The sequence below is a fragment of the Lysobacter sp. P5_B9 genome (genome assembly GCF_054049835.1).
The window spans coordinates 832,962-858,351 of sequence record NZ_JBFULP010000001.1 but is presented as its reverse complement, the minus strand read 5'-3'; the positions used below and the strand labels follow the sequence as shown (position 1 = coordinate 858,351).

Sequence of the window (25,390 nt, the reverse complement as noted above, 5' to 3'; positions counted from 1 at the left end):
TTGGGATCGCTGCCCTACGGCATCCATGCCGCGCCGCAAACCCTGCACAAGCCGCCGCCGACAGGGCGGCTCGTGACCGCGGATCTTCACCAGTGCACGCCCCGCATCAGCGCCGCGAAGGCGATCTGTTCGTTGCTCGGCTGCGATTCACGGCGCAGCGCGGCCTTGTCGCCCTTGGCGGCGGCCGAGTCCGGGAACAGCTCGAACGCCGTGCTCATCACCACTTCGTAGGCCTTGGGCGCCACCGCGTTGACCACCGAGGCGAAGATGCCCAGGCGCGTGGCAATCCGGCTGGGGCGTTCAATGATCCCCTTGACCACCAGGTCGGCGGCTTCTTCCGGGGATAACGTCGGCACGCTCTCGTACATCTTGGTCGGCGCGATCATCGGCGTCTTCACCAGCGGCATGTTGATCGTGGTGAAGCTGATGCCCTTGCCCGACAACTCGCCCTGCGCGCAGCGGCTCCACGCATCCAGCGCCGCCTTCGACGCGACATACGCCGAGAAGCGCGGCGAATTCGCCAGCACGCCGATCGAGGAGATGTTGATGATGTGACCGCGACGGCGATGGGTCATGCCGGGCATGAAGCCCATGATCAGGCGCAGGCTGCCGAAATAGTTCAGCTGCATGGTGCGCTCGAAATCGTGGAAGCGGTCGTAGCTGAGCTCGATCGAACGGCGGATCGAACGGCCGGCGTTGTTGATCAGCACGTCGACGTGGCCGTGCGCCTCCAGCACCTGCTTCACCAGCCGGTCGCAATCGGCCATGTCGGACAGGTCGGCGGTGTAGGCGAAGACCTTGCCGCCCGCTTTCTTCATCTCATCGCGCGCCTTGAACAGCTCTGCCTCGCCGCGCGCGATGATCACCGTGATCGCGCCCGCCTCGGCCACGCGCTGCGCCGTGGACAGGCCGATACCGGAGGAGCCACCGGTGATCACCACGACCTTGCCCTTGACCTTGCCCTTCAGCGAACGGTCGACGAACAGGTCCGGATCCAGGTTGCGTTCCCAGTGATCCCACAGGCGCCAGGCGTAGTCGTCCAGCCTCGGCACGGCGATGCCACTGCCGCGCAATGCGCGCTCGGCCTCGCGGTTGTCGAAGCGGGTCGGATAGGTGATGAACTTCAATACCTCCTTCGGGATCTTGAAGTCGCGCAGCAGCATGCCGATGAAGCGTTTCACCGGCGGCAGGTTGCCCACCGCGGATCGGATGCCACTGGGCACGAAGGCGAACATGCGCGCGTCGATGCGCATGGTCATTTCCGGCGCGTGGCCGGCGCGGCAGAAGGTGTTGAGCACCTCGCCGACGCGCATGGGTTCCGGATCGGTCAGGTGGAAGCAGTGGCCGTCCAGCTTGGGCTTGTGCGCGATGTGATCCATCGCATCGACCACGTAGTCGACCGGCACGATATTGATGCGGCCACCCTCGATGCCGAGCGTCGGCATCCACTGCGGCAGCATCTCGCGCAGCTTCTTGATCAGGGGGAAGAAGTAGTACGGGCCGTCGATCTTGTCGATCTGGCCGGTCTGGGAATGGCCGACGACCATGCCCGGGCGGTAGATACGCCACTTGATGCGCTTTTCGTTGCGCACCAGGCCTTCGGATTCGTGCTTGGTGGCCAGGTACGGATCGTCCAGGCCCTCGGCTTCGTCGAACATGTCCTCGCGGAATACGCCCTGGTACAGGCCTGCCGCCGCGATCGAACTGGTGTGGTGGAAGCAGCCCGCGCCGATGGCCGCGGCCAGGTCCAGCGCGTTGCGCGTCCCGTCGATGTTCGCCGTACGCTGGGATGCCGCATCGGCGGTCAGGTCGTAGATCGCCGCCAGGTGGAAGAAGTGCTTGACCTTCCCCGTCAGCGCCCTGGCCTGCGCCGCACTGACCCCGCACTTCGCCGCGGTCATGTCGCCGTTGACGACGACGACGCGTTTCATGTCCCAGCCCGCCTGCTTCGCGATGGCATCGAACTTCTTCTGCGAGTCCTTGCGCACGAGAACGTGCACCGTGCCCTTGCGCTCCAGCAGCTTGCTGACCAGATAGCGACCGATGAAACCGGTGGCACCGGTAACGAAGTAGCTCATGCCTTGCTCTCCCGAGAACGCCGGCACAACGGGGGTTGCCGACCTTGGGCTACGTTGCCAGAGCCTGCGACAGCCGACAATGCCTCCCCGTATTGACCGTGCAATAGGCCCATGCTGTGATGCCGCCTCACCAGCACGGAGCCGCCGCCATGGCCGATCTGAAGTCCCAATTCGAACAGGCCGCGAAGGACGTCCACGCGCTGTCCGAGCGTCCCGACAACGACACGCTGCTGCGCCTGTATGCATTGTTCAAACAGGGCTCCGAGGGCGACGTGTCCGGCGCGAAGCCGGGATTCTTCGATTTCGTCGGCACCGCCAAGTACGAGGCGTGGGCGAAGCTCAAGGGCACCAGCCAGGACGACGCCATGAAGAAGTACGTCGACCTGGTCAAGAAACTGCGCGCCTGAGGCGCTGCGACCGATGGCCCGGCAGACCCGCCAACGCATCCTCGATGCCAGCCTGGCCATGTTCAACGCGCAGGGCGAACCCAACGTCACCACGAACCACATCGCTGATGAGCTGGAGATCAGCCCCGGCAACCTGTACTACCACTTCCGCAACAAGGACGACATCATCGAGCAGCTGTTCGCGCGCTTCGAGGAGCGCATGGACGCCGCGCTGGCCGCCCCCGAGGGCCGCCTGCCCGGGCTCGAGGACATCTGGCTGCAGCTGCACCTGGTGTTCGAGTCGATCTGGGACTACCGCTTCCTCTACCGCGACCTGGTCGAGATCCTCAGCCGCAACCGTCGCCTGCGCCTGCGTTTCGCGCGCATCCTCAGGCGCGCCGACGAACAGGCGCATTCGGTCATGCGCGGGCTTTCGCAGGCCGGCGTGATGCGCGCGTCCGGCGACGAACTGGCCGCGACCGCAACCAACGTGCTGGTGATCGCGACGTTCTGGCTCAACTACGCCTCGGCGCGCGGCGACAAGGACGAACACGAAGCGATCCGCGCCGGCATCGTGCAGGTGATGATGCTGTTGGCGCCGTTCCTGCGCGACGCCGAACGCCTGCACCTCAACCACCTAACCCGCGCCTATATCGATTGATGCAGGAAGGGTCTTGACCATCCGCTGACCACCACTGCGGCGGGTCAAGACACCCGCCCCACAGGCTGAAGGAGTTCGCATGGCCGCCAAATGGACTGCCTTTCCGCATGACGCCAAGGGTTTTGCCTACGCCGGCGACGCATTGAAGAAAGCATGGCCCCAGCTCCATGCCGGTGACTGCGAGCCCTTCCCGGACGCGAAGCACGCCGCCGTCCTGCTCAAGGCGGCCGGAAAGGCCGCGCCCAAGCTCGACGCCGGTGCGTTGGCGGAAGCCTTGCAGGAGGCGTGGCGTGCTTTCCACCACGGCGACTTCAAGGCCGCCTTCGACGCGGGCGAGAAGCTCGGCCCCATCGGCGCCTCGGTCGCGGTGAAGGCGATCGGCATCCACGCCACGTACCTCGTCGGCAGCGATGCCGAAAAACTCAAGCGCTTCGAGCAGGCGGCCCAGCTCGCCGAAGCCGCGGCCAAGGCGCTGCCGGCCGAAGCCAACAGCCATTACCGCCTCGCCTTCGCCCTGGGCCGCTACAGCCAGGGCCTGTCGATCGTGCAGGCGCTCAAGGAAGGCATCGCGACCAAGGTCCGCACCGCGCTGGACACCACCCTGGAACTCGCACCCAAGCATGCCGAAGCGCACACCGCGATGGCGGTGTATCACGCCGAGATCGTCAACAAGATCGGCGCGCTGATCGGCGGCATGACCTATGGCGCCAAGCCCGCCGAGGCCGAGAAGCACATCAAGACCGCGCTGAAGCTGACCCCCAATTCCCCCATCGCCCACATCGAGCACGGCAACGTGCTGATGCTGTTGTACGGCGATAAGAAGGAGGACGACGCAGCCGCGGCCTATGAGAAGGCAGCGAAGGTCAAGCCGGTCGATGCGATGGAAGCACTGGACGCCGCGTACGCGCGGGAGCAGATCGAGTAGGGCGCGCGCCCCCATCCCAACCTTCCCCCGCCAGCGGGGGAAGGAGCAGTCGCGCACTGCTCACTCCTCACTCCTCACCGCTCCCTCCCCCGCATCGCGGGGGAGGGTTGGGGTGGGGGCAGTGGGGCAGCTAGCGCACCGCCACCAGCACGCCACCCTGAAGGCGGAGCACGCGATCAGCCAGCGCCAGGCTGGCCGGGCGGTGCGTGATCAGCATTACCGTGCGCTGCCGCAGCAACTCGTGGCACTCGGCGATGAATTCCTGCTCGCCTTCCGGATCGAACATCGCCGTTGCTTCGTCGAGGATGAGCACGGCCGGGTCCTTGAGCAGCGCGCGCGCCAGCGCGATGCGCTGGCGCTGGCCGCCCGACAGGCGCACGCCCTGATCGCCGACGACGGTGTCGTAGCCCTGCGGCAGGCCCACGATGAAGTCATGCGCGCGCGCGGCCTGCGCGGCGCGCTCGATGTCGGCACGACCGGCGTCGGCATTGCCATAGCCGATGTTGTCGGCCACCGAGGCGTTGAACAGCAGCACGTTCTGCGCGACCAGCCCGACGTGGTCGCGCAGGCTGCGCAGGCTCAGCTCGCGCAGGTCCACGCCATCGAGGGTGATCCGGCCGGACTGCGGATCGGCCAGGCGCAGCAGCAGGTGCGCCAGCGTGGTCTTGCCTGCGCCGTTCGGACCGGTGAGCGCTACCGTTTCGCCCGCGCGCACATGCAGGTCGAGGTCGCGCAGGACCGGTTCGCGTCCGGGGTGCGCGAAGCCAACGCCTTCGAAAACCACCTCACCGCGCACCTGCGCCAGCGACTGGCGGCCGTCATCGGGTTCGCGCGCCTGCGCGAACAGGTCGACCAGGCGTCGCGTGGCACCACGCGCGCTCTGCAGCTGTCCGTACACATTGGCCAACTGGCTCAACGGCTGGGTCAGCAGCAAGCCATACAGCAGCAAGGTGACGAGGTCGGCGGCGTACAGGGCGCCACCGGCCAGGCGACGGCTCGCGAACCACAGCAGCACCAGCACCGCCGCCGCCACGACCACCCGGACCACCGGTGCGATCAGGTTCTCCAGGCGATTCTGGCGCAGTTCCAGCGCATGCAGCCGCTGCGCCTGCTCGGCAAAACGTTGCGACTCGGCGCCCTCCCCGGAGAATGCCTTGACGATCGGCAGCATCACCAGGTTCTGCTCGGCCAGGGCCGAGCGCTGCGCGTAGGCCTCGACCTCCGCCTCAGCCAGCGGCCGCAGGCGCCGGCCTACGAGCTTCAGGCCAATGAACAGCAGGGGTACCAGCAACGCAATCGCGATGCCGATGCCCGGATCGATCCGTACCATCATCACGAACGCACCCGCGCACGTCAGCAGCAAAGGCGCCAGCGAGATCAGCGTGCCAGTCAGGAAGTTCCCAAGCCGTGCGACATCCTGCGTCAGCAGCGCCAGCACTGCGCCACGCTGGCGGCCGGCATGCCAGTGCAGCGGCAGCGACTGCAGATGGTCGAAAACGCGCATCGAAGCGTCGGCGATGAGGTGCGAGGCCACCGCCTGCGAACGTACCGCCACGACGTAGCCCAGCACCGCCTGCGCCACGACCACCACGAACCACCCCGCCAGCAGCATTCCCACCGGCTGCGCCTCCAGCACCGCCGCGGAGAACCGACCCGCCAGCCAGGGCGTCGCGAGCGCCGCGCCGCTTTGCAGGCACATCAGCAGCAGCACGCCCAGCAACGCGCCCGAATACGGTCGCGCCAAACCCAGAAGGAAGGCATAGTCCTCGCGCTGCTTCACTTCATCCCCCTCCCCTGCGGCGCCGGCTTTACTCGCGCGCGCGCGCGGCCGTACGCTGCTCCCGTTGCTTCCGAATCCACGAACCGCCGCCAAGTGCCCAATCCAGTCCCCACGCTAGCATGCCGCGCGCGGCCGTCGCCGCAGATGCGCATGCAACAGACCGGCGACGAAGCCGTGATCCTCGACCTCGCCAGCGAGCAGTACTTCGGCCTGAATGCCGTGGGCACTCGAATGATGCAGTTGCTGCAGCACGACCCCGACGTGCAGGCGGCCTACCGCACGCTGCTGGACGAATACGACGTGGCGCCCGCGCAACTGGAGCACGACCTGCTCGCCCTGCTCACCCAACTTGCCGATGCCGGACTCGTCAGCATCGAATGACGGCCGCTGGCCGCGCTGGTGGCGCCTGTCGTGGACGGATCGCGCGCGGCTGCTCGGGCTGGTGGTGCTGGTGCCGCTCGTCGACATCGCCCTGCGCACGCTGGGCCTGCGCCGCACGCAATCGCTGCTCGGCCTGACCCATGCCCCTGCTGCGCCGGCGCCATGCACGGATGATGTGATGGCGGATGCCCAGCGCATCGCCGAACTCGCCAACATCGCCGGGCGCCATGGCGCCTGGCAGAACACCTGCCTGCGCCAGGCGCTGGCCGTGCAATGGTGGCTGTGCCGGCGCGGCCTGCCCGCGCAACTGCGCATCGGCGCGCGGCGCGCCGGCAACCAGCTGGATGCACACGCGTGGGTGGAACTGGATGGCGTCCCACTCGCACAGTCGCGGGAACTGCCGCCGGTGTTGTACATGCAGGGGAACTGACCCTGCGCGCGTCACCAGCCCAGGCGGCATCACTCCAGCCGCTGTCCCAGGCGCCGCACCCGCTCCAGCAATAGCGCTCCGCGTCCCGCATCGGCTTCGCCGTAGATTTCGCGCAGGTACCCGGTCGGCGGGAACAGCCTCTGCCACACCCAGCGCAGGCGAGCTGCGTGCGTGGGCAGGGCCTTGAAGTTCATCCACTGCATGTAACGCCAGTCGGCCAGCCGGCGCACGTCGATTCGTTCCCCGGTACCTGCCTGCGCAAGCGCGGCGATCACCGCGGCGGGCGCCCCATCGCCAAAGCTGTCCTGCGCCTTCTGCAGGCCTTCCAGGCAGATGCCCCCCACGCCATGCCGACGGCATAGCAGGAGCACCCGCTCCCACTCCGCAGCCGACATGCATCGCGCCATGAGGTGCAGGTCATACAGCCACTTCAGGCGATCGCCGGGGCCGAAATGCAGGTTCTTGGCGCGGTGGATGCAGGCGTGGATGAACGCATGCGGTGGCGACAGTCCACGCGCGGTGGGTGCCAGGCCCGGCAGGGGAATCGAATCCGCAAGCAGTTCTTCGAAGGGAAATACCCCCGCGAAAAGCGGCGCGTTGAACAGGCTCCAATGCAGGTCGAATTCCAGCGGTTGCGATCCCGCCACCCGCGTGCGCATGGTGACCTCGTGCGCAGGCTCGCCGAAGTGGAATCCTCCGCTGAATCCATGCTGGCGCAGCACCCGTGCCGCGCGTTCGGTCTGCGCCGGCGAGGCGAACAGGAAATCCACGTCGGCACGCGTGCGCAGGTAGGGCTCGGCATACAGCCACCACGCCACCGCAGTCCCCTTCAGCAGGAGTACCGGCAGCCCGTCCGCGTCGAGCAACGCCAGTGCCCGCCGGCATTCAGTATCGCGCAGCAGACCCTGTACCGCCGCGGCACGACTGGCCTGCTGGAAGGCATCGCGCACCGGATCTCCCGCGGGCATCCGCCGCAAACGATCGGCCACCAGTGCAACGACGCCTTCGAGCTGCGCCGCGTCCAGCAAGGGCCCTACGTCTCCGTCCCAGGGCGTCGACGCGGCGGCATCGTCGCGCAGCGCGTCGGCCAGCCACTGTCGCGGCGTCATTACGTGGGATCGCAAATCCATCACACTGATGCTACCAGCGACACGGGCACCTCTCTCCATGCAAGGCATCTGTGGCTTCCTCCACCTCGATGGACAACCGGCCGCCGCCGCCCCACTGGCCGCGATGCGGTCGGCGCTGGTGCGCACGGCGTGGTCGGTGCACGAGCAGTGGCAGGACGGTTCGGCGGCATTCGCCGGCGTCCACTGGGCCTCCAGCGAACAGCCGCACGCTCCGGCGCTGCTGCAGCGTGATCCAGGCTCCGGCTGCGTCGTCGTCGCCGACAGCCGCCTGCAGGACACCGCCGCGCTCGCACGCAAGCTCGGCCTGTCCACGCACAGTGGCACTGGCACGGATGCCGGGTTGATCCTGCACGCATGGCTGCGCTGGGGAGACCGCTGCGTCGAACACCTGGAAGGCGATTTCGCCTTTGCCATCCATGACCCGCGCAACGCCGGCCTGTTCTGCGCCCGCGATGCAATGGGCGTTCGCCCGCTTTATCTCCATCACGCGCCGGGTCGATTCGTCGCCTTCGCCAGCAGCGCCGGCGCAATCCTGGCGCACCCGGATGTGCCGAAGACGTTCAACGAAGGCCGCATCGCCGATTTCCTGGTGACGCAACTGGAAGGCATCGACAAGACCTCGACCTTCTACCGCGAGATCGAGCGCCTGCCGCCGGCCCACAGCCTGTGGATCGACGCACAAGGCAGTCGCCGGCAGCGCTACTGGGCATTGCAGCCACTGCGATCTGCGAACCCGCCGAAGACCGATGGCGAATGGGCCGAAGCCTTCACTGCAATCCTGGAGCGCGCGGTTGCGCGCCACCTGGAAGGTCCGGCGCGCATCGGCTGCATGCTCAGTGGGGGACTGGATTCCTCGTCGCTTGCGGTGGTGGCCAGCCAGCAACTGAGTGCCCGCGGCGGCGGCCCGCTGCCCACGTTTTCCGCCATCAACAGCGCCATGCCCGACTGCCCGGAGACCCGGGCGGTCGAGGCGATGCTGGCCCTGCCCGGCTTGCAGCCGTCGATCGTCGATCTCGCTGACATCGCGCCCATCGCGGACACCCTGCGCGACCGCATGCTTGATTCGGAGGAACCGTTCGACGGCACCATGACCCTGATCCATGCGCAGTACCTGCTGGCCGCGCGCACGGGCGTGCAGGCCGTCATGGATGGAGTCGATGGCGACAGCCTGTTCCTGGCCGGCGACAGCCTGGCCCGGCACATGCGCCGCGGCCGATGGCGGCAGGCACTCCGCAACGCACGCGCGGATCGGCGCATGTACCCGGACGGCCCATCGACGCTGCAGCAACTGGGACGGGCGATGGTGCGCGCCCTCGTGCCGCAGCCTGCGCTACAGGCGGTACGCGACCGGCGGAAAGGAGACGAGGTCGGGCGGAACATCGCGACCTCGCTGATCGCCCGCGACTTCGCCGATCGCATCGCCCTGGGCGAACGCCTCGGCACGCTGCGCTCGCAGCGGCCGTCAGTTCCACCCGGGGATGCCGGTGCGGAGTCCGTGGCCGCCCTGCAACATCCCTATGTGACGACCGCCCTGGAGCGTTATCACCGCGTCGCCGCCGTCCACGGAATCCAGCCACGCCATCCCTTCACGGATCGCCAGCTGATCGAATTCGCCGTGACCCTCCCCGACCGCCAACGCCAGTCCGATGGCTGGAGCAAGGCAATCCTGCGCCGGGCAATGCAGGGCCGCCTGCCGGAGGCGGTCCGCATGCGCCGGGACAAAACCAGCCTGGGCTGGCGGTTCAATGACGCCGCCCTGTCCGGGGGCGGCCGGTACCCGCTCCGCGAGCAGCTGCAGGCGCATCGCGGAGTCCTGGCTCCCTACGTCGACCTGGCCAAGCTCGATGCCGCCCTGGCCGCATCCACCCCGGAGGCCTTCGAAGCCGCGGGCGAGGCCCTGACACTGGGGGCCTGGCTGAGGCGTTCAGGGTAAAGACGAGATTTGTCAAATTTATTTGTGTGAACCCCATCACATTCAGCTAGAGTGGGCCGGCCCGCAATTCAGACGCGGGTCACATTTCACTTTGCCGATGTAGGGGGACGTCATGCAGGCCAAGCAGGATTCCGCGTCGAACGACACCAAGCCGCGCCAGCACTACAGCGCGCCGCTATTGACCCAATACGGCCGCGTCCGCGATCTGACGGCGGGTGGCTCCGGCCCCAAGGGCGAAAAGGCCGTGCCCGGCCACCAGTACACTCGCCGCGCGTGATGGGTTTCGGTTGGGCCGGTCCGCGTGCGGGCCGGCCCAACTTTTGTGCTGTATCAAAGCTTCCAAGGCGCTACAGCTACCGCGATCCCGTGTCTTTGCCATTCCCGGCTACTCGCTCCGTAGAGCGAGCCCCCTATTCACGAATGTGATTGCCGTCGTTTACATAGTGTGATTTCCATCGCACTCGGTTACGATCGCGTGACGACCAGCCGCCACAGGCCGGCGCGACGAATTCCAGAAGCCACAGGGGGCTCACATGCAGGACCAGCAGGACCAGAAGAACCACCATCCGGCGCAGCGGGCCTACAGTGCACCGCAGCTGATCGGTTACGGTCGCGTCCGCGATCTCACCGCGGGTGGTTCGGGCACGAAGGGCGAATTCAAGCCGCAACAGCTGACCCGCCATTCTTGATCCCTGGCGCGCGCGGACAGGCCTGCGGCCGATATGCCGACCTTCCACAGTTACGCGTCCCAAGGCATCGCATCCGAGATCCCGCTGCCGGAACTCCCGCCAGCGGATCTCCCCCCAGATTCAAGCCTTCACGTTGCGCTCAGCGACAACGCCATCATCCCGGCGGCGACTGATCCCGACTGGCAACACGATTTCGTAGATCCGCACGGGGACCTGGCGTTCCGGTGCCTTCGCTTCGATCGCGACTTCTACTTCGACTTCCCCGGTATCGGCCAGGCCCGGATCACGCCGGACGACCGCATCCTGATCTGGCAGCACGACGCGGCCAGCATCGAATCCATCCGCCACGTCCTGCTCGACCAGGTGCTGCCGCGCCTGCTCGCGCAACGCGGTCATCTTGTCCTGCACGGCAGCGCCGTGCGCACGCCGGACGATCGCGTGCTGGTCATCCTCGGCGACAGCGGGATGGGCAAGTCCACGTTGGCGTCGGCCTTTGCCTGCAGCGGTGCCGATGTCCTCAGCGACGACGGCGTGCTGCTCGACTTCACTGCGCCACGGATCCGCGCCGTGCCCGGCTATCCGGGCCTGCGCCTGTGGCCCGATTCGCTGGGCGCGCTGTTCGCCGAACGCGCCACCCAATCCACGCCGATGTCGCACTACAACGACAAGCGCCGCCTGGCCCAGCCCGTGCCGGCCGGCAACGGCACGGCGGCCGCAATCGACGCCATCCTGTTGCTGCAGCCGGCACGCGACGATCGCGCCATCGTCATCGAATCGCTCGCGCCGCAGGCGGCCTGCATGGCGCTGACACGAAACAGCTTCCAGCTCGACCTGGGCGATCACGACAACATCGAACGCCTGTTCGCACAGGCGGCGCAGGCCGTTTGCGAGACGCCGATATTGACCCTGAGCTATCCGCGCGACTACGCGCTGCTGCCGGATGTGATCGAGCGGATCACGGCAACGGTCGCGGCCCTGCGCCCGCGTTGATGGTTTCTGCGAGACGTGCGCAGTCGCGAAACGGCTGAGCACGCGGGCCCATCAGCCGCGCCCGTAGACGTCCTCGAAGCGGACGATGTCGTCCTCGCCCAGATAACTGCCCGACTGCACCTCGATCAGTTCCAGCGGCATCACGCCCGGATTCTCGAGGCGGTGCTTCACGCCCAGCGGGATGTAGGTGCTCTGGTTTTCCGAGAGGATGATCGTCTCGTCGCCACGGGTGATGCGGCCGGTGCCGCTGACCACGATCCAGTGCTCGGCGCGGTGGTGGTGCATCTGCAGGCTCAGCGCCGCGCCGGGCTTCACCGTGATGCGCTTGACCTGGAAACGCTCGCCCATGTCGATCGAGTCGTAGCTGCCCCACGGGCGGTAGACCTTGCGGTGCCAGGTCGGCTCGGGGCGCTGGCGCTTCTTCAACTCAGCCACTATCCCCTTGACGTCCTGCACGTGGTCCTTATGCGCGACCAGCACGGCGTCGTCGGTGTCGACCACGACCACGTTCTCCAGCCCCAGCAGTGCGAGCAGGCGACCGTCGCCCCACGCCAGCGTGTTGCGGCAGTTCTGCGCGAGGACATCGCCATGGTGGGCGTTGCCGTTGCCGTCCTGGTCGGCGACTTCCCACAGCGCCGACCAGCTGCCGACGTCGTTCCAGCCGACCGAGATCGGCAGCACCGCCGCATGCGCGGTCTTCTCCATCACCGCGTAGTCGATGGAATCCGACGGGCACTCCGCGAAGGCGGCCTTGTCGAGGCGGATGAAGTCGGCATCGCGCTTCGCCATTGCCAACGCCTGGCGGCACGCAGCGAGCATCTCGGGGCGGTGCTGTTCGAGTTCGGCGAGATACACCGAGGCCTTGAACAGGAACATGCCGCTGTTCCAGAAATAATCGCCGCTGGCCACGTACTGCGCCGCGGTGGCCGCATCGGGTTTCTCGACGAACTGCGCCACGGCGCGCACGCCCGCGCCGGTCGCGGCGTGGCCACCTTCGGCCTGGATGTAGCCGTAGCCGGTTTCCGGCCCCGTCGGCACGATGCCGAAGGTGATCAGCTTGCCGCCCTGCGCCGACGGCATCGCCGCCTGCACCGCGGCGCGGAAGCCGTCGGCATCGACGATCACGTGGTCCGACGGCAGCACCAGCAGCAGCGGATCCTCGCCGCCGGCCATGGCTTCCAGCGCGGCGATCGCGATCGCCGGCGCGGTGTTGCGGCCCACCGGCTCGAGCAGAATTCCCGCCGGCACGCAGTCCGCCTCGCGCAGCTGCTCGGCGACCATGAAGCGGTGTTCCTCGTTGGCCACCACCAGCGGCGCCGACGTCGCCAGCGGCGCGATGCGGTCCCACGTCGACTGCAGCAGCGAGTGCTTGCCCAGCAGGTTGAGGAACTGCTTGGGGAAGGCTTCGCGCGAGAGCGGCCACAAGCGGGTACCGGAACCGCCGGACAGGATTACGGGGATCATGCAAAGGCTCGGAAGTGGCTGGGAGACGCCGACGGCAGGAAACCGTTGGCAGTGCGCGCGCATTTTCGCGGATTGCGGGGGGATTGGCGATGTTGGGCCTGTGTGGGTTCCGGAGCGCCCCCATCCCAACCTTCCCCCGCACGCGGGGGAAGGGGCCAAGCCCGCAAGCATCAGCTCCTCTTCCTCCCGCAAGCATCAGCTCCTCTTCCTCCCGCAAGCTTCAGCTCCGCTCCCTCCCCCGCTTGCGGGGGAGGGTTGGGGTGGGGGCAAGGCCGCAACCGCCAACTCCGCTCCCTCGCGAGGCCTCAGCTCTAGCTCTTGCAAGCTCCGCTCCCTCCCCCGCTTGCGGGGGAGGGTTGGGGTGGGGGCAAGGCCGCCAGCGCCACTTCAATCACCTGGAACACCCCCGCGAGATTCCCCAGCACATCGTGATTCCAGAACCTCAGCACACGAAACCCCTGGCTTCGCAGGTACGCATCGCGCCGAGGATCGGTTCGCGAATCGCAATGCTGGCCGCCATCGACTTCAACAACCAGCCACCTCTCGAGGCAAACAAAGTCGGCCACGTACGGTCCGATCGGGCACTGGCGACGGAATTTGCACCCGGATACCTGGCGCAGACGAATCACGCGCCAAAGCCGATGCTCGGCTTCGGTCATGGCGCGGCGCAGCTTTCGGGCCACGTCCCGTTTTTGTCCCTCTCGCATCCATGCGATCCCCATTGCAGTGCTGTGGCAATCGTCGCTGGCGCGGGCCGGGTGGACGATAGGAAAAAGGCGTGGAGGGTGGTCGGATTCGGTTGCGCCGCTGAACGTCGTGCCCCCATCCCGACCTTCCCCCGCGAGCGGGGGAAGGAGCAAAGCCAAGGCACCCGCTCCTCTCCCTCCCCCGCTTGCGGGGGAGGGCCGGGGTGGGGGAAGGCCGGGGCGGAGTCCCGCTCCGCTAAAATGCCCCGATTCCCCTCGCAGCCTCCCCATGCATCCCGATTCCCGAATTTTCGTCGCCGGCCACCGCGGCCTGGTCGGCGGCGCCATCGTCCGCAACCTGCATGCAAAGGGCTACGACAACCTGCTGCTGGCCGGGCGCGACCAGCTCGACCTGCGCAACCGCGACTCGGTCGAGGCGTTCTTCACTGAACACAAGCCCGACGTCGTGTTCCTCGCCGCGGCCAAGGTCGGCGGCATCCACGCCAACAACACCTACCCGGCGCAGTTCCTGTTCGAGAACCTGCAGATCCAGGACAACGTCATCGACGCCGCCTACCGCCACGGCGCGAAGAAGCTGACCTTCCTCGGCTCCTCCTGCATCTATCCGAAGCTGGCACCGCAGCCGATCAAGGAGGAGTACCTCCTCACCGGCGCGTTGGAACCCACCAACGAGTGGTACGCCATCGCCAAGATCGCCGGCATCAAGCTGTGCCAGGCCTACCGCCGCCAGTACGGCTTCAATGCCATCAGCCTGATGCCAACCAACCTGTACGGCCCCGGCGACAACTTCGACCTCAACAACTCGCACGTGCTGCCCGCGCTGATCCGCAAGTTCCACGAAGCCAAATTGCGCGGCGACAAGGACGTGGTGATGTGGGGGACCGGCACCCCACGCCGCGAATTCCTGCACGTCGATGACCTCGCCGATGCCGTCGTGCATTTGACGAAGACTTATGACGGCGAGGACATCGTCAACATCGGCGTCGGCGACGACATCAGCATCCGCGAACTGGCGGAGATGGTGAAGGAGATCACCGGCTTCGAAGGCACGATCGTCACCGACACCAGCAAGCCCGACGGCACGCCGCGCAAGCTGCTCGATGTCAGCCGCCTGCACGGCCTTGGCTGGCAGGCGCGCATCGGCCTGCGCGAAGGCATCGAGGAAACCTACCGCTGGTTCCTCGCGCACCAGAACGAACTGCGAGCGGCCTGAGCACGCGCGCTTGATCGCGGCCCCCGCACCCGGCTATTGGCACCTGCTGTCCCTGCCCGGAGCATCCGGGCTGGTGCTGCCGTTGCTGGTCTGCGCGGCATGGCGACTCGTGCAGGATTCCGCCGACGGCGCGCACGCGGCGCGGCGTTGGTTGCTGGCCTCGGCTTGCGCGGTGGCAATAGTCATCACCAGCAAGGTCGCCTTCTACGGCTGGGGCACCGGCATTCGTGCCTGGAACCTGACCTGCCCCAGCGGCCACACCGTCCTGGCGCTGCTGCTGTGGCCGGCCCTCCTCGGCCTGCTGGTGCCGCCGCAACGACGCGCGTGGCGCGCGCTCGCGATCACCGCCGGCGTGCTGCTGGGCATGGGCTGTGCCCTGTCGCGGCTGATGATCCACGCGCATCCGCCATCGGAAGTACTGGCCGGCCTCGCCCTGGGCGGCGTCGCCGCCGTGCTCGCCATGCGCGCCGTGCGCGGCCAGCACCTCGCCCTGCGGCGTGCCGCCTTCGCCGCCGTGGCGGTACTCCTGCTTGGCGTGTGCATGGCGGTGCTGCCCATCGGCCAGCCGGCCGAACACTGGTTCGCCGTGCTGGGCGCACGCCTCGCCGGGCGCGAGCAGCCGGTGCAACGCAAGGCGTGGTTGCTGGAAGGCCGCGATACGCTGCCCCCACCCCAACCCTCCCCCGCAAGCGGGAGAGGGAGTTAGAACCACCGCTGGCTTCCTTCCCACTTGTCCTATCCCGCCTCGCAGGGAAAGGTCGAAACGGCCGCCAGGCCGTTGAGGGCGTAGTGCCTCTTCCCCGAACAGCGAGTGAAAGTCGAAACGCCAAGTCGGTGAGGGCGCAGTGTTTCCCCCTTCCCCCGCACAGCGGGGGAAGATGCCCGAAGGACAGATGGGGGCGCTTTTGACGTTGAATGCCATTGAGACGGACCCAGCGCCGGCACCGAGCCCGCGCGCCGCATTGGAGGCACGCATGAAGATCATCGGCCAGAACAACCTGATGCTCCCGCAATTCGACAAGGCCGTGGCCAAGTACCCGGCTGCCAGGCGCGCGCTGTGTTTCGGCGATTCCTGGTTCCAGTACGTCCCCCATCCCACCGACCTCAACAAGCAGATCGCGAAACTGTTCAAGCAGACGCTGTTCCTGCGCGAAGGCGTGGCCGGACGCGACAGCGCCATGTGGAAGGCCGCACTGCCCCGCATCCAGCGCGAGATCGGCACCTACCAGTTCGACGCCATCCTGCTTTCCACCGGCGGCAACGACATCGTCGGCGAGGAACTGAAGGAGTTCGTCAAGGAAGCTTCGTTTCCGCAATCGCCCGGCGATTTTCCCTGGGGCGAGATTCCAGGCCCCGTCTTCGACCACATTCTCCTCGACACCTTCGGGCATGCCCTGCGCTACGCGATCAAGGACATCAAGTCGGTGATCCAGTGCCGCGACCTCTACTCGCGCAACTCCATCATCTACGTCCACACCTACGACTACATCTGGCCCAGCGGCATCGGCTACAAGCTGGGCCCGTTCAAGATGAAGCCCTGGGTCAAGCCGTACCTCGACGGCGTCGGACTGACCAACCCGGGCCAACAACGCATCGTCACGAACTGGCTCGTGGACCAGTTCGCCCGCGAGCTTCGCGCACTCGTCTCCCAGACCGCCAACATGACCCTGATCGACTCGCGCGGCGCGCTGAAGACCAGCCAGCAATGGGAAAACGAGATCCACCCCAAGGCGGCGGGATTCGAATCCATCGCCAGGAAGTACTGGAAGCCGGCGCTGTCGACTGTGCTCAAGTGAGGTAAGGGACAGAGCGCCCCCATCCCAACCTTCCCCCGCGCTGCGGGGGAAGGAGTGAAAGCAAATGCCCCGCTCCGGACTCAGTCAACCTTCCCCGCACAGCGGGGGAAGGTCGAAACGGCCCCAGTCCGTTGAGGGAAGGGCGGATGGGGGCGGTGTGTCGGCCGATCCCTCCCCCTTCCCCCGCAAAGCGGGGGAAGGTCGAAACGGCCGAAAGGCCGTTGAGGGCAGGGCGGATGGGGGCAGCTTTTCCCGCGCACCAGTCGCCCGCACTCGCACGCCAGTCAATTCCACTCGCGCACAAATCGCCCGCACTCGCACGCCAATCAATCCCACTCACGCACCAGTCGCCCGCACCCGCACGCCAGTCAATTCCACTCGCGCACAAATCGCCCGCACTCGCAGGCCAATCAATCCCACTCACGCGCCAGTCGCCCGCACCCGCACGCCAGTCAATTCCGCTCACGCGCCAGTCGCCCGCACTCGTACGCCCGTGAATTCCATTCGCGCACCAGCTGCCAGCACTCGCGCGCCAGTCAATTCCACTCGCCCGCGCCCTCCCGCCACTTCAAACCAGCGCCCACAAAAAAACCCGGCGGGCGGTGCCTGGGCACCCCCCGCCGGGCTCATGCAGTCACGTCCTGCGATCAGGCGCCGGTCATGCCGGCACCGGCTCGGCGGCCTTGCGGGTGCGGCCGAAGCGGGCCGACAGCCCCTTGCGCAGGTCTTCCAGGCCATGGTTCTTGCCGGACACCTTGAGCAACGCATAGCCCTCGAGCGCCGCGCTGAAGATGTCGCTGCCCAGCAGGATCTCGGTGTCCTCGGCCCGCTTGGCCAGCTGCTGCAGCCGGCGCAGGCGCGGCCGCAGCGCATCGAGCGCCGCGAGATCGACCAGCACTTCGTCCAGTTCGAGGCTTTCCGGAACGATCTTCCGGTTCTGCCCCAGCACGCCCAGCGTCTCGCGGCAGAACGCTTCCGACTTGTCGCCCATCTTGAACAGTCCCCGCACCTGGTCCGGTTCCAGCGAAATCAGTCGCGCGCACACGTCTTCGGCCGTGGCCAGTGCCGCATCGAACTGCTGCAACTGCTCCGCCGTCCACGACAGGGAAATAAGGTTTTGCGCCATTGCTTTGCACTCCTGTGTCATTCCATTGGTGGGCCCGGCCGTGCCTTGCTGGCATCCATCGACCGGACATCGAGTGCTCCGCCGCGTCCGTGCGGGGGTTGTGCGATCGCAAGACGGAGGCGACCGGAGCGGGCCGAGTGTGCCAGAACAGCCGAGTCACTTTCCAGAAGCGTGACCGCGATTCACAAATCGACCACGCCACCGCACACAGAATCGGCTACGGCCTGCAGGGAGGCCGACGTAGCACGCCCCATCCACTGGCGACTATCAAACGAGGGATCGACCATGCTGACCTTTATCCTTGGCTTGTCACTGGGCGCCTGCATGGGCGCCGCCGCACTCGGCGTCTGCAGCGCCAGCTACGAACACACAGATTGAGTCCTGGCGGCGCACTTGCGCCGCTGCCTGCTCTCTCCGCGACATTGCGCCGCCTTGGGCGGCGCTTTCTTTTGTGCCGAACTGGGCTTAAGCAATAGCAAGTAGCGTCGGCTCCGGTGCCGCTAATCCGCGGTACCCATGGGGATTGGCTGATTGCCATCGCCACATGTCTTCGCACATCCGATCGAGGTCGTACTTGGCGCTCCAACCCAATACCTCACGCGCTAGCAATGGATTCGCGTAGCACTCGGCCACATCGCCGGGTCGGCGCGCCACGACCTGATAGGGAATAGAACGGCCTGACGCACGCTCGAATGCCTCCACCACTTCCAGCACGCTGTAGCCCTTCCCTGTCCCCACGTTTACGGCGAGGCACCGTCGGGCCGGCGCCAACTCGACCGCTCTCACGTGGGCCTCGGCAAGATCCATCACATGTATGTAGTCGCGCACACCCGTGCCGTCGCGGGTCGGATAGTCATCGCCTAGCACACTCAAGTGACCCCTCAGGCCCACCGCGACCTGGGCCACATACGGCATCAGGTTATTGGGAACGCCTGAAGGGTCTTCGCCGATCCGTCCGCTGGGATGGGCACCGACGGGATTGAAGTACCGCAGCAGCACTGCATTGAACGGCATGGCCGCACACAGATCCCCGATCAACTGTTCTGCCACGAGCTTGGTTCGCCCATACGGATTGGTCGCATGCAGACTCGCTGCTTCCGTAACCGGCATCTCGTTCGGATCACCGTAGACCGTAGCGGACGAGCTAAACACCAGGCGATTTACGGACGTCGCTTCCATCGCCTGCAGCAGGCAGATCGTCCCGGATATGTTGTTGTCGAAGTAGTCCAGCGGCCGCTCGCAGCTTTCACCGACCGCCTTCAGCGCCGCGAAATGGATGACCGCATCGATTCCATCGGCAAGCGCACTTTCCAGCGTGGCTCGATCGCGGATATCGCCTTCGACGACATCAAGCTTCTTACCGGACAACTCCATGACGCGGTCCAAAGCGACCGGCGAACTGTTGGAAAAATTATCGTAGGCCACAACCTCGTGACCGGCCTGAAGCAGCGCCAAGCAAGTGTGGCTACCGATGTAGCCGCTTCCGCCGCAGACGAGAATTTTCATCGGTTCCCTATGCCTCAACGGCCAATCAGCTGATTGGCCGCATGCCAAATGAACAACGAGTTGGTTACCAGGTAGCGACGCCACAGACGACGCGGCTCAGTAACCAGACGATAGAACCATTCCAGCCCGTTGCGCTGCATCCACAGGGGCGCGCGCTTGAGAGTGCCAGCGTGATAGTCGAAAGCAGCCCCAACTCCGATCATCACTGCGTGCACGCGCCCCCGATGCTCAGCCATCCACTTTTCCTGCTTCGGACACCCCAGCCCGACCCAGACAACGCCGGCGCCGGAATCATTGATTGCGCGGACAATCGCTTCGTCCTCTTCGGTGCTCAGGTCACGGAATGGGGGCGACAGCGCCCCTGCGATCCTCAACCCGGGAAAATTCTCCGCCAGGCGCCGCTGCAGTAGGTCAAGCGTGTTCTGGCTGGCGCCATACAGGTAAATGGACTGCCCTGACTCCGCAGCATGTGCGCAGTACTTCCACATCAGGTCGGGGCCGTTGATCCGCTGCTGGCAGGCATGCCCCAGGCGACGGAGCATGAAAGCCACGGGCGCGCCGTCGGGTGTCGCCAGGTCCGCGCCGTTGATCGCGTCCCGCAATTCCTCATCGGTGCGCGCGGTGACGACCGAGTGTGCGTTGCATATACAGACAACACGACTCTCGCGCACCCGCGCCCAATCCCGGATCGCACCAATGGTGGACTGCCAATCGCCCACGTCAATGCGCGAGCCAATCACACCGCACGTGGCTCTTCCCTCAGGTGCCATTGCGGAACCTCGGCTTCCGAGGCGCGGCCAAACAGCGTTGGATACCGTCGGCGAAACGGTCCACCATGTTGTCCAGCGAATACCGATCCGCATCCGATCTGGCCCGCGCACTCATCGCGTCCAATCGATGCCGGTCGCCCAGAAGACCAATGACCGACGACGCATAGTCCGCCGCATTGCCCGGCGTGATGACGCCATTGACGCCATCCTCTAGATACGCGATCTCCGGGCCATGCAGGGCGTCACGGGTAGTGGCCATCGGAACACCCGCACAGAAGGCATCCAGCACATGCAGCCCGACCGCGCCCGGATTGAAGATCACGTCAGCAAGCCTGAAATAGGCGGCCTTCTCCACCCCCCGACGTACTCCCACCGGGCGCAGCCACGGCCGGGTTTTAGCTGCGTCAGCCACCACCTTCTCGCTTGGGCCGCCGCCGACGATCACGAGATGGAACGAGGGCAATGCCTCACGAATGCGATCAGCCGCATCCAGCATCAGATCCAGGCGCTTCTCCGGATAGAGCGAACCGCAGAACAGGCCGACGGGCGCCCCTGCGGCAATACCCAGTTCGTCACGGATCGCCTGCAATTGATCATTTCCGACCGAATTCAAGTCGCGAACGAATGCATCATTGTCGATTGCGTTATCTAAGACAGTGATCCGCTCATCCGGATAACCGTCACCGCGCAGAATACCTCGCGTCAGATCAGTGTAAGCGAACCACCAATCAACGATGCCTATGTGCTTTCGCTTCCACCACTCACGCAATCCACGCGGCGACTTCGATTGCATGTTCCGTCCATGCCCCCAGAAGGCCACGCGCGTACGGCCACGCAAGCGGAACAGCCACGGATAGTTCGAGAGGAGGCGGTTCTCCTGCATGAGCACGACCAAATCGGCATCCCGCAGGCTCTCGGGAAACGGCTGCCAAAGGATGTCGCGTCCACCGACTTCCACAAAGCGGTTCTCCACCGCATCTGCCCACGGCAGAGTTCCTACATCCTTCTTCGTCGCCTCGCGTCGCGTCGGCTGGCCATGGACCAAGCGCAACTCAATGCCGGATGCAGCGCACTTCCTCCGGAGTTCGTCAAACAGAGACTGCCTGTAATGGAGCAGTCGATACTGGACGATTACGACTCTTATCACCTACCCAACTCCCTTGCCGGCGCATATTGGACGCGCGAGGCCGATTCTCCGCGCTGTTTGCATTTGTCCGATCTCCAAAAAACCGCGGAAATGAGCAACGCCCGGCTCACGGCGCGCTCCTCACTGCGCGCCCCGCCGGAAAGCAGCGTTCATCGACCAGTTCAAGCATTTTCGAAACGCGATTTCCCCAGCTCATTCCAGCCGCATGAGAAGCCGCAGCGTGCGACATGCGCTGCCGCCGTGCTTCATCCATCTCGAGCGCACAAAGCGCTTCCGCCAAAGAGGCAACCACATCCTCCTCGGTGCGACTGGACGTCGCCACTACAATCGCCGACTCGGCAACCGTCAGGGTTTTAGGCCCGCCCAGATCAAGGCAAATGATCGGCAAGCCGAAACTTTGGGCTTCCAATACGACATTGCCGCTGGAGTCATGAAGGCTGGGAAACAAGAAGCAATGCGACCGCGAATAGATTTGAAAAAGTTGATCCTGGGGTACATGCGAGACCCATCTGACGCAGGACTCCACTCCCAGCCGCTCAGCCAGACGCCGCAGTTCTGAGCCATAGGGACCACTTCCGACTATCGTTAGAACAACGTTTCGACCCATTTTTCGCGCCTCCGCCACGGCGCGAATGGCCAAGTGCCCGCCCTTCCACCCGAGCAGCCTGCCGGCAAAGAGCACTTGCAGTGGATCCCCCGAACGCCGCTCAGTCACTGCGCACTCACGAGGATCTATTCCGATCTCGGGGAAAACCACCGCGCGCTTCCGAAACGGCCATGGGAGCGCCAAGCGAGTTTCAGCCGTCTTGACCGCAATCAACGCGGCAGACCGATAAGCGACCCACAACATCGGATCCAGGAGTGCCAGCTTGTTGGCGATAGCCCGGGCTACTTCCTTGAACTGATCCTTCGTTGTCAGTGATTGCTTCAGCGCCCAAGGGGCGTCCTCGCCGCCTCCAACTGGGCCAAAAACAAACGGAATCCCCAGAAATCCAAGAAATGATGGATGCCGAAAGACTCCATAGGTCAGATGCAGCGCGAAATCGAAGCCATTCTTGCGATGCAAGCGCAGCGCAAAGGGCAGCAGGGAAATCTGCCAAAGCACATAAAGAATATGCGCTGTCGCTGAGTTGAGCGGGATGCGCGACAGCCATCCAGGCCGAAAATACTCAAACCTAAGGGCCGGCCTTGGAATACTGGCCATTGCCTCTTCAATAGCGCGCCGCCTCGAGGCGTCGGTAACCACCACAACCTCGTGTCGCTTTGAAAGCTCCAGCGCCCAGCGCCAGCCGACGCCCAGCTCACTCCCGGCATTAGGGGCGCAAGAAAAGGCGGAAACGAGAATCTTCATGCTCAACGCACCTAGATCTTGTCGCCGCGAATCAGGTAGCTTCCGTACAACACTAGCGGCGCGCGACTACCCAAGTATCTGGTGACTTTTCCGCTCCCATGAACGCGTACGTTTGAAAATCCAGACATGCGCAACAGGGACTTCAGGCTGTCCGGGTGATGCTGGGAAACATGGGCACCACCCAGAATGCTCCTGCCTCGGAGTCGTCGTTTGATGTCGCCAGGATTCGGCGTAGTGAGCAATAGACGTCCACCGACGCGAAGAACCCGAAACATCTCACCAAGGGTGCTTAGCACGTCTGAAAAATAGAGATGTTCAATAAATTCGCCCGCAAGTACCGCGTCAAAACTGTCGTCGACAGACGGGATCTGCGTTGATAGTCCGTGAAGGCGATCCGAGTAAACCTCGGACGACAGGCTTTGCACACGGGATTGAACCGCGTCCATCCCGGCGATTCTCAGGTGCGGCCGCCGCTCCTTGAGAATGCGCCCTCCCCTCCCCGTATTGCAGCCAACATCAAGGATAGATTTCGCAACCGATGGAATGAACTGCTCAAACTGTCGATACCTGTCCTCGGTGAACGGATCGGTTTCGCTCTCTGGTTGGCCAATGTTTAGTTGTTCGTAGTTCGCTTTCATCACGACGCTCTCAGAATTATTTTTGCGTAGGCCCATATGAAGTGAACTGGCCAAAGCAATCCACCATGTCGCCAGCACATGACCAGCCAGGAACGAACCGGCAATCCCTTACGGGAGAACGCCAGCGAAAATCTTTCCTTCAGCCCCAAGCTGTGATCGCGATATGTCCCCGCGTTTTGGTTTCTCGAACACTCTCCGACATAGGTCGGGGCTAGCACGATCCGAACGCCGCGCTTGCCCGCGCGAAGCGAATAATCGGTATCGCCCATGCCATGCTCAAAGACCCCGTCTATGTTTCCAAGAATTTCAGCAGCGCCACTTGGAATCAGAAGAACGTTGCCGTTTACAACGTCCACATACTGTGGGTGCCCGTTGGGGGGCACAAGCTCACACAAGAATGGACGAAGCCTGCCGCCAATACGACGCGCGCCCCCATAAGTCAGCTCACCACTTTGCGGATCACGCACCGCCCCAACCACAAGCGCACGCCATTGCTGCTCATTGGCCGCACCAATCAGCGTATTGATCGCGTCTGGCTCCAGAATCGTGTCGTCGTTCAGCCACAGATATGCGTCGAACCCGTGATCAATCGCGACCGAGAATGCCAAGGCAGTGGCTCTCGCCCAGAACAAGCTTCCATCGCCGTGAATAATCTCAACTGACGACCACGCAGTACGCACGGCCTCTGCGGTTCCATCTGTCGACCCGTCATCTACGAGAAAGACCTTGAGCGAGACGCCTTCAGGAAGCCGATTTCGGAACAGGGCGTCGAGGCAACCCAGCGTCGTCGCCCGACGATTATGGCAGGCAATAAGCCCTGCAATAGAAGACACCATTAATTACCTTCCGCGCCTCTTGAGTTCGACCCGGTGTGAACAACACGAGATAAAGGAGCTCTAGCCTTGGCCACCTTGCCCGAAAGAAATTCCCGCACCTGCCGATCATCCAGCATCCGGAACTCGCGCGAGAAACAAAGACCGATCATTATCCATGTCATGAAGAAGTTAAGGTCCATCTTTGGAATTTCTTCGACAAAGAAGAGCACCCACTTAAAGACCAGGAACAGCCCGATCATCTTGCACAGGCTGCTGCGTGAGTGATTGAATGCATAAAACGCAGCCACAAAAATCAAGGCTGCATATAGAGATACGCCGACGATCCCGGAATAGAGAAGCGTATTTAAGAATCCCACTTCGGACCCTGACCGCCCACCCGCCGCGACAATGGAAGCACGGAAGAACTTGCTCTCGTATCCGGTACCGGCACCTTGACCAATCAGGAAAGAAGACCCGCGCCTTTCCATCGAGGTCAGCACTTCTCTGTAGAGAAAGGTGCGCGTATCCGCTGACAGTGCGGACTCACGCACCTGCCCACCCTCAACCACAGCAACCTCTCCCCCGACACTGACGCTATCGCTAAAGACGTTGAACTTGCCTGAGAGCCCCAGGAATAGGAAGAACAGAGGCGCAACAAACAGGACAATCGCAGCCCCGTTCACGAGCTTCGTCCTCAATCCGATCCGCGAGACATAGGCAATTACCACAGCAATTGCTAGCGCGATCCTGATCAGATTCACCCGGTAGCTCGGATCCACCATCACGGAAATGCATGCAACCACAGCTATTGCCAACCCGTATCGGCGCCCCACAAACGGCATTAGCAGCAGCATCAGATATGTCGGCATCGCCACGCGCGCGAACAACTCGGTGTCGTATGACAGAGACAAGGGAAGCAGAAGTAGCGCGAGCGGCATTACAAGCCACACGACGGCACGCGGAATTCGCTCGAATAGCTTTATATCCAAGCCGATGAGAAGCGCAAACGGCACCAAGAACATGAACAAATGGGTAGTGACTAGAGATTTCCATGCCCAATAGTCATGGGCTAGATACCCTCCTCGCAGGAACGTAATCACGTTCCATGCGAGCAGCACGAACCATGTTCGCCGTGCAAAAGTGGGGCAGTTGTCACGCCAAGCCCGCCGCAGGAGAAAGGCAACCATCACGCCAGCTGCGAGAATGTTAAGCAGCAATACTGCCAGCGTACTTCCGTTCGAAACACCAACGAACGAATTCAGGCGAAGAATGACGTCAGAAAGCACCACGAAGAGCATCACGACGACCACGACAGTCGAGTACTTCACCTTGGACATACCACGCCCCTGCATGCACTCATGCACCTGCCAAGTTCGACGTCCGGACTGAGCCCCTCATGGTTTGCCGCGAGACAGCAAGCACCGGCCAGGCCTCCCAACCTCATGGAGGAGAGGATCGCTTCCAGCGTCGCGAC

25 protein-coding genes are annotated in these 25,390 nt (G+C 64.5%); 12 read left to right on the top strand and 13 right to left on the bottom strand.

Translation table 11 applies throughout. The features are described 5' to 3' along the window. Window positions 1-86: 86 nt before the first annotated feature. On the bottom strand, window positions 87-2,078 hold the full coding sequence (locus ACXJJ9_RS04095; protein ID WP_457095938.1) for an SDR family oxidoreductase: 1,992 nt from the start codon (window positions 2,076-2,078) through the stop codon (window positions 87-89). Window positions 2,079-2,227: 149 nt separating this feature from the next. Between ACXJJ9_RS04095 and ACXJJ9_RS04090 the strand changes: the two genes are divergently transcribed. From ACXJJ9_RS04090 to ACXJJ9_RS04080, 3 genes are all read left to right on the top strand, one after another. Continuing rightward, window positions 2,228-2,485 carry an acyl-CoA-binding protein gene (locus tag ACXJJ9_RS04090; protein ID WP_310052106.1) on the top strand — a complete coding sequence of 86 codons (258 nt, stop codon included), beginning with the start codon at window positions 2,228-2,230 and terminating at the stop codon, window positions 2,483-2,485. Between the two features lie 13 nt (window positions 2,486-2,498). Next, window positions 2,499-3,125: a TetR/AcrR family transcriptional regulator gene (locus tag ACXJJ9_RS04085; RefSeq protein WP_310052103.1), complete on the top strand. Its 627-nt coding sequence runs from the start codon at window positions 2,499-2,501 to the stop codon at window positions 3,123-3,125. A 79-nt stretch (window positions 3,126-3,204) separates the two neighbouring features. Continuing rightward, on the top strand, window positions 3,205-4,050 hold the full coding sequence (locus tag ACXJJ9_RS04080) for a hypothetical protein (RefSeq protein ID WP_457095937.1): 846 nt from the start codon (window positions 3,205-3,207) through the stop codon (window positions 4,048-4,050). A gap of 130 nt (window positions 4,051-4,180) precedes the next feature. Here ACXJJ9_RS04080 and ACXJJ9_RS04075 read toward each other — a convergent pair whose 3' ends face one another. Further along, window positions 4,181-5,830, bottom strand: coding sequence for an ABC transporter ATP-binding protein (locus tag ACXJJ9_RS04075; protein WP_457095936.1), 1,650 nt, complete (start codon window positions 5,828-5,830; stop codon window positions 4,181-4,183). A gap of 150 nt (window positions 5,831-5,980) precedes the next feature. On the opposite strand from ACXJJ9_RS04075, the gene ACXJJ9_RS04070 reads away from it, so the two are divergent. Both ACXJJ9_RS04070 and ACXJJ9_RS04065 read left to right on the top strand, forming a co-directional pair. Continuing rightward, window positions 5,981-6,211 carry a PqqD family protein gene (locus ACXJJ9_RS04070; protein ID WP_457095935.1) on the top strand — a complete coding sequence of 77 codons (231 nt, stop codon included), beginning with the start codon at window positions 5,981-5,983 and terminating at the stop codon, window positions 6,209-6,211. After that, the gene (locus ACXJJ9_RS04065) at window positions 6,186-6,641 is read left to right on the top strand and encodes a lasso peptide biosynthesis B2 protein (protein WP_457095934.1); all 456 of its coding nucleotides are present in this window, start codon (window positions 6,186-6,188) and stop codon (window positions 6,639-6,641) included. The genes ACXJJ9_RS04070 and ACXJJ9_RS04065 overlap by 26 nt, the downstream gene beginning before the upstream one ends. Before the next feature lie 29 nt (window positions 6,642-6,670). Here the strand turns inward: ACXJJ9_RS04065 and ACXJJ9_RS04060 are convergent, their stop codons facing one another. Further along, window positions 6,671-7,771 carry a nucleotidyltransferase family protein gene (locus ACXJJ9_RS04060; RefSeq protein WP_457095933.1) on the bottom strand — a complete coding sequence of 367 codons (1,101 nt, stop codon included), beginning with the start codon at window positions 7,769-7,771 and terminating at the stop codon, window positions 6,671-6,673. A 37-nt stretch (window positions 7,772-7,808) separates the two neighbouring features. Here ACXJJ9_RS04060 and ACXJJ9_RS04055 point away from each other — a divergent pair, with 37 nt between their 5' ends. The 4 genes from ACXJJ9_RS04055 (at window position 7,809) to ACXJJ9_RS04040 (ending at window position 11,383) form a co-directional block, all read left to right on the top strand. Then, on the top strand, window positions 7,809-9,704 hold the full coding sequence (locus ACXJJ9_RS04055; protein ID WP_457095932.1) for an asparagine synthase-related protein: 1,896 nt from the start codon (window positions 7,809-7,811) through the stop codon (window positions 9,702-9,704). 112 nt (window positions 9,705-9,816) lie between these two features. After that, window positions 9,817-9,981 (top strand): lasso RiPP family leader peptide-containing protein, encoded by a 165-nt coding sequence (locus tag ACXJJ9_RS04050; RefSeq protein WP_457095931.1) that lies wholly within the window; start codon window positions 9,817-9,819, stop codon window positions 9,979-9,981. Window positions 9,982-10,237: 256 nt separating this feature from the next. Then, a complete protein-coding gene (locus ACXJJ9_RS04045; protein WP_457095930.1) occupies window positions 10,238-10,393 on the top strand; it encodes a lasso RiPP family leader peptide-containing protein in 156 nt (51 codons plus the stop codon). Between the two features lie 33 nt (window positions 10,394-10,426). Continuing rightward, a complete protein-coding gene (locus ACXJJ9_RS04040) occupies window positions 10,427-11,383 on the top strand; it encodes a hypothetical protein (RefSeq protein ID WP_457095929.1) in 957 nt (318 codons plus the stop codon). 51 nt (window positions 11,384-11,434) lie between these two features. Here ACXJJ9_RS04040 and ACXJJ9_RS04035 read toward each other — a convergent pair whose 3' ends face one another. Then, window positions 11,435-12,847 (bottom strand): mannose-1-phosphate guanylyltransferase/mannose-6-phosphate isomerase, encoded by a 1,413-nt coding sequence (locus ACXJJ9_RS04035; protein WP_457095928.1) that lies wholly within the window; start codon window positions 12,845-12,847, stop codon window positions 11,435-11,437. A 311-nt stretch (window positions 12,848-13,158) separates the two neighbouring features. Next, a complete protein-coding gene (locus ACXJJ9_RS04030; protein ID WP_457096156.1) occupies window positions 13,159-13,554 on the bottom strand; it encodes an endonuclease domain-containing protein in 396 nt (131 codons plus the stop codon). 268 nt (window positions 13,555-13,822) lie between these two features. Between ACXJJ9_RS04030 and fcl the strand changes: the two genes are divergently transcribed. The 3 genes from fcl to ACXJJ9_RS04015 all read left to right on the top strand — a co-directional run bounded on the left by fcl (window position 13,823) and on the right by ACXJJ9_RS04015 (window position 16,563). Continuing rightward, on the top strand, window positions 13,823-14,767 hold the full coding sequence (fcl, locus tag ACXJJ9_RS04025; protein WP_457095927.1) for a GDP-L-fucose synthase: 945 nt from the start codon (window positions 13,823-13,825) through the stop codon (window positions 14,765-14,767). A gap of 10 nt (window positions 14,768-14,777) precedes the next feature. Beyond that, the gene (locus ACXJJ9_RS04020) at window positions 14,778-15,473 is read left to right on the top strand and encodes a phosphatase PAP2 family protein (RefSeq protein WP_457095926.1); all 696 of its coding nucleotides are present in this window, start codon (window positions 14,778-14,780) and stop codon (window positions 15,471-15,473) included. A gap of 268 nt (window positions 15,474-15,741) precedes the next feature. After that, on the top strand, window positions 15,742-16,563 hold the full coding sequence (locus ACXJJ9_RS04015) for a hypothetical protein (RefSeq protein ID WP_457095925.1): 822 nt from the start codon (window positions 15,742-15,744) through the stop codon (window positions 16,561-16,563). Window positions 16,564-17,221: 658 nt separating this feature from the next. Here the strand turns inward: ACXJJ9_RS04015 and ACXJJ9_RS04010 are convergent. From ACXJJ9_RS04010 to ACXJJ9_RS03975, 8 genes are all read right to left on the bottom strand, one after another. After that, window positions 17,222-17,689: a hypothetical protein gene (locus ACXJJ9_RS04010; RefSeq protein WP_457095924.1), complete on the bottom strand. Its 468-nt coding sequence runs from the start codon at window positions 17,687-17,689 to the stop codon at window positions 17,222-17,224. Between the two features lie 465 nt (window positions 17,690-18,154). Beyond that, window positions 18,155-19,195: a UDP-glucose 4-epimerase GalE gene (gene galE / locus ACXJJ9_RS04005; protein ID WP_457095923.1), complete on the bottom strand. Its 1,041-nt coding sequence runs from the start codon at window positions 19,193-19,195 to the stop codon at window positions 18,155-18,157. A 14-nt stretch (window positions 19,196-19,209) separates the two neighbouring features. Beyond that, window positions 19,210-19,914: a WecB/TagA/CpsF family glycosyltransferase gene (locus ACXJJ9_RS04000; RefSeq protein ID WP_457095922.1), complete on the bottom strand. Its 705-nt coding sequence runs from the start codon at window positions 19,912-19,914 to the stop codon at window positions 19,210-19,212. 40 nt (window positions 19,915-19,954) lie between these two features. Next, entirely contained in the window at window positions 19,955-21,010 is a 1,056-nt protein-coding gene (locus ACXJJ9_RS03995; protein ID WP_457095921.1) for a glycosyltransferase family 4 protein, read from the bottom strand. 208 nt (window positions 21,011-21,218) lie between these two features. Continuing rightward, window positions 21,219-22,463, bottom strand: a complete 1,245-nt coding sequence (locus ACXJJ9_RS03990) for a glycosyltransferase family 4 protein (protein ID WP_457095920.1) — start codon at window positions 22,461-22,463, stop codon at window positions 21,219-21,221. 11 nt (window positions 22,464-22,474) lie between these two features. Then, entirely contained in the window at window positions 22,475-23,101 is a 627-nt protein-coding gene (locus ACXJJ9_RS03985) for a methyltransferase domain-containing protein (protein WP_457095919.1), read from the bottom strand. Continuing rightward, the gene (locus ACXJJ9_RS03980; protein ID WP_457095918.1) at window positions 23,101-23,937 is read right to left on the bottom strand and encodes a glycosyltransferase family 2 protein; all 837 of its coding nucleotides are present in this window, start codon (window positions 23,935-23,937) and stop codon (window positions 23,101-23,103) included. Before ACXJJ9_RS03980 ends, ACXJJ9_RS03985 begins: the two co-directional genes overlap by 1 nt. After that, window positions 23,937-25,253 (bottom strand): hypothetical protein, encoded by a 1,317-nt coding sequence (locus ACXJJ9_RS03975; protein WP_457095917.1) that lies wholly within the window; start codon window positions 25,251-25,253, stop codon window positions 23,937-23,939. Before ACXJJ9_RS03975 ends, ACXJJ9_RS03980 begins: the two co-directional genes overlap by 1 nt. Window positions 25,254-25,390: the final 137 nt, after the last annotated feature.

Excerpts from the sequence above, each read along its gene's own strand:
- ACXJJ9_RS04095 (WP_457095938.1), bottom strand. The coding sequence starts at position 2,078 with ATGAGCTACTTCGTTACCGGTGCCACCGGTTTCATCGGTCGCTATCTG.
- ACXJJ9_RS04090 (WP_310052106.1), top strand. The coding sequence starts at position 2,228 with ATGGCCGATCTGAAGTCCCAATTCGAACAGGCCGCGAAGGACGTCCAC.
- ACXJJ9_RS04085 (WP_310052103.1), top strand. The coding sequence starts at position 2,499 with ATGGCCCGGCAGACCCGCCAACGCATCCTCGATGCCAGCCTGGCCATG.
- ACXJJ9_RS04080 (WP_457095937.1), top strand. The coding sequence starts at position 3,205 with ATGGCCGCCAAATGGACTGCCTTTCCGCATGACGCCAAGGGTTTTGCC.
- ACXJJ9_RS04070 (WP_457095935.1), top strand. The coding sequence starts at position 5,981 with ATGCAACAGACCGGCGACGAAGCCGTGATCCTCGACCTCGCCAGCGAG.
- ACXJJ9_RS04065 (WP_457095934.1), top strand. The coding sequence starts at position 6,186 with ATGCCGGACTCGTCAGCATCGAATGACGGCCGCTGGCCGCGCTGGTGG.
- ACXJJ9_RS04060 (WP_457095933.1), bottom strand. The coding sequence starts at position 7,771 with ATGGATTTGCGATCCCACGTAATGACGCCGCGACAGTGGCTGGCCGAC.
- ACXJJ9_RS04055 (WP_457095932.1), top strand. The coding sequence starts at position 7,809 with ATGCAAGGCATCTGTGGCTTCCTCCACCTCGATGGACAACCGGCCGCC.
- ACXJJ9_RS04050 (WP_457095931.1), top strand. The coding sequence starts at position 9,817 with ATGCAGGCCAAGCAGGATTCCGCGTCGAACGACACCAAGCCGCGCCAG.
- ACXJJ9_RS04045 (WP_457095930.1), top strand. The coding sequence starts at position 10,238 with ATGCAGGACCAGCAGGACCAGAAGAACCACCATCCGGCGCAGCGGGCC.
- ACXJJ9_RS04040 (WP_457095929.1), top strand. The coding sequence starts at position 10,427 with ATGCCGACCTTCCACAGTTACGCGTCCCAAGGCATCGCATCCGAGATC.
- ACXJJ9_RS04035 (WP_457095928.1), bottom strand. The coding sequence starts at position 12,847 with ATGATCCCCGTAATCCTGTCCGGCGGTTCCGGTACCCGCTTGTGGCCG.
- ACXJJ9_RS04030 (WP_457096156.1), bottom strand. The coding sequence starts at position 13,554 with ATGCGAGAGGGACAAAAACGGGACGTGGCCCGAAAGCTGCGCCGCGCC.
- fcl (WP_457095927.1), top strand. The coding sequence starts at position 13,823 with ATGCATCCCGATTCCCGAATTTTCGTCGCCGGCCACCGCGGCCTGGTC.
- ACXJJ9_RS04015 (WP_457095925.1), top strand. The coding sequence starts at position 15,742 with ATGAAGATCATCGGCCAGAACAACCTGATGCTCCCGCAATTCGACAAG.
- ACXJJ9_RS04010 (WP_457095924.1), bottom strand. The coding sequence starts at position 17,689 with ATGGCGCAAAACCTTATTTCCCTGTCGTGGACGGCGGAGCAGTTGCAG.
- galE (WP_457095923.1), bottom strand. The coding sequence starts at position 19,195 with ATGAAAATTCTCGTCTGCGGCGGAAGCGGCTACATCGGTAGCCACACT.
- ACXJJ9_RS03990 (WP_457095920.1), bottom strand. The coding sequence starts at position 22,463 with ATGAAGATTCTCGTTTCCGCCTTTTCTTGCGCCCCTAATGCCGGGAGT.
- ACXJJ9_RS03985 (WP_457095919.1), bottom strand. The coding sequence starts at position 23,101 with ATGAAAGCGAACTACGAACAACTAAACATTGGCCAACCAGAGAGCGAA.
- ACXJJ9_RS03980 (WP_457095918.1), bottom strand. The coding sequence starts at position 23,937 with ATGGTGTCTTCTATTGCAGGGCTTATTGCCTGCCATAATCGTCGGGCG.
- ACXJJ9_RS03975 (WP_457095917.1), bottom strand. The coding sequence starts at position 25,253 with ATGTCCAAGGTGAAGTACTCGACTGTCGTGGTCGTCGTGATGCTCTTC.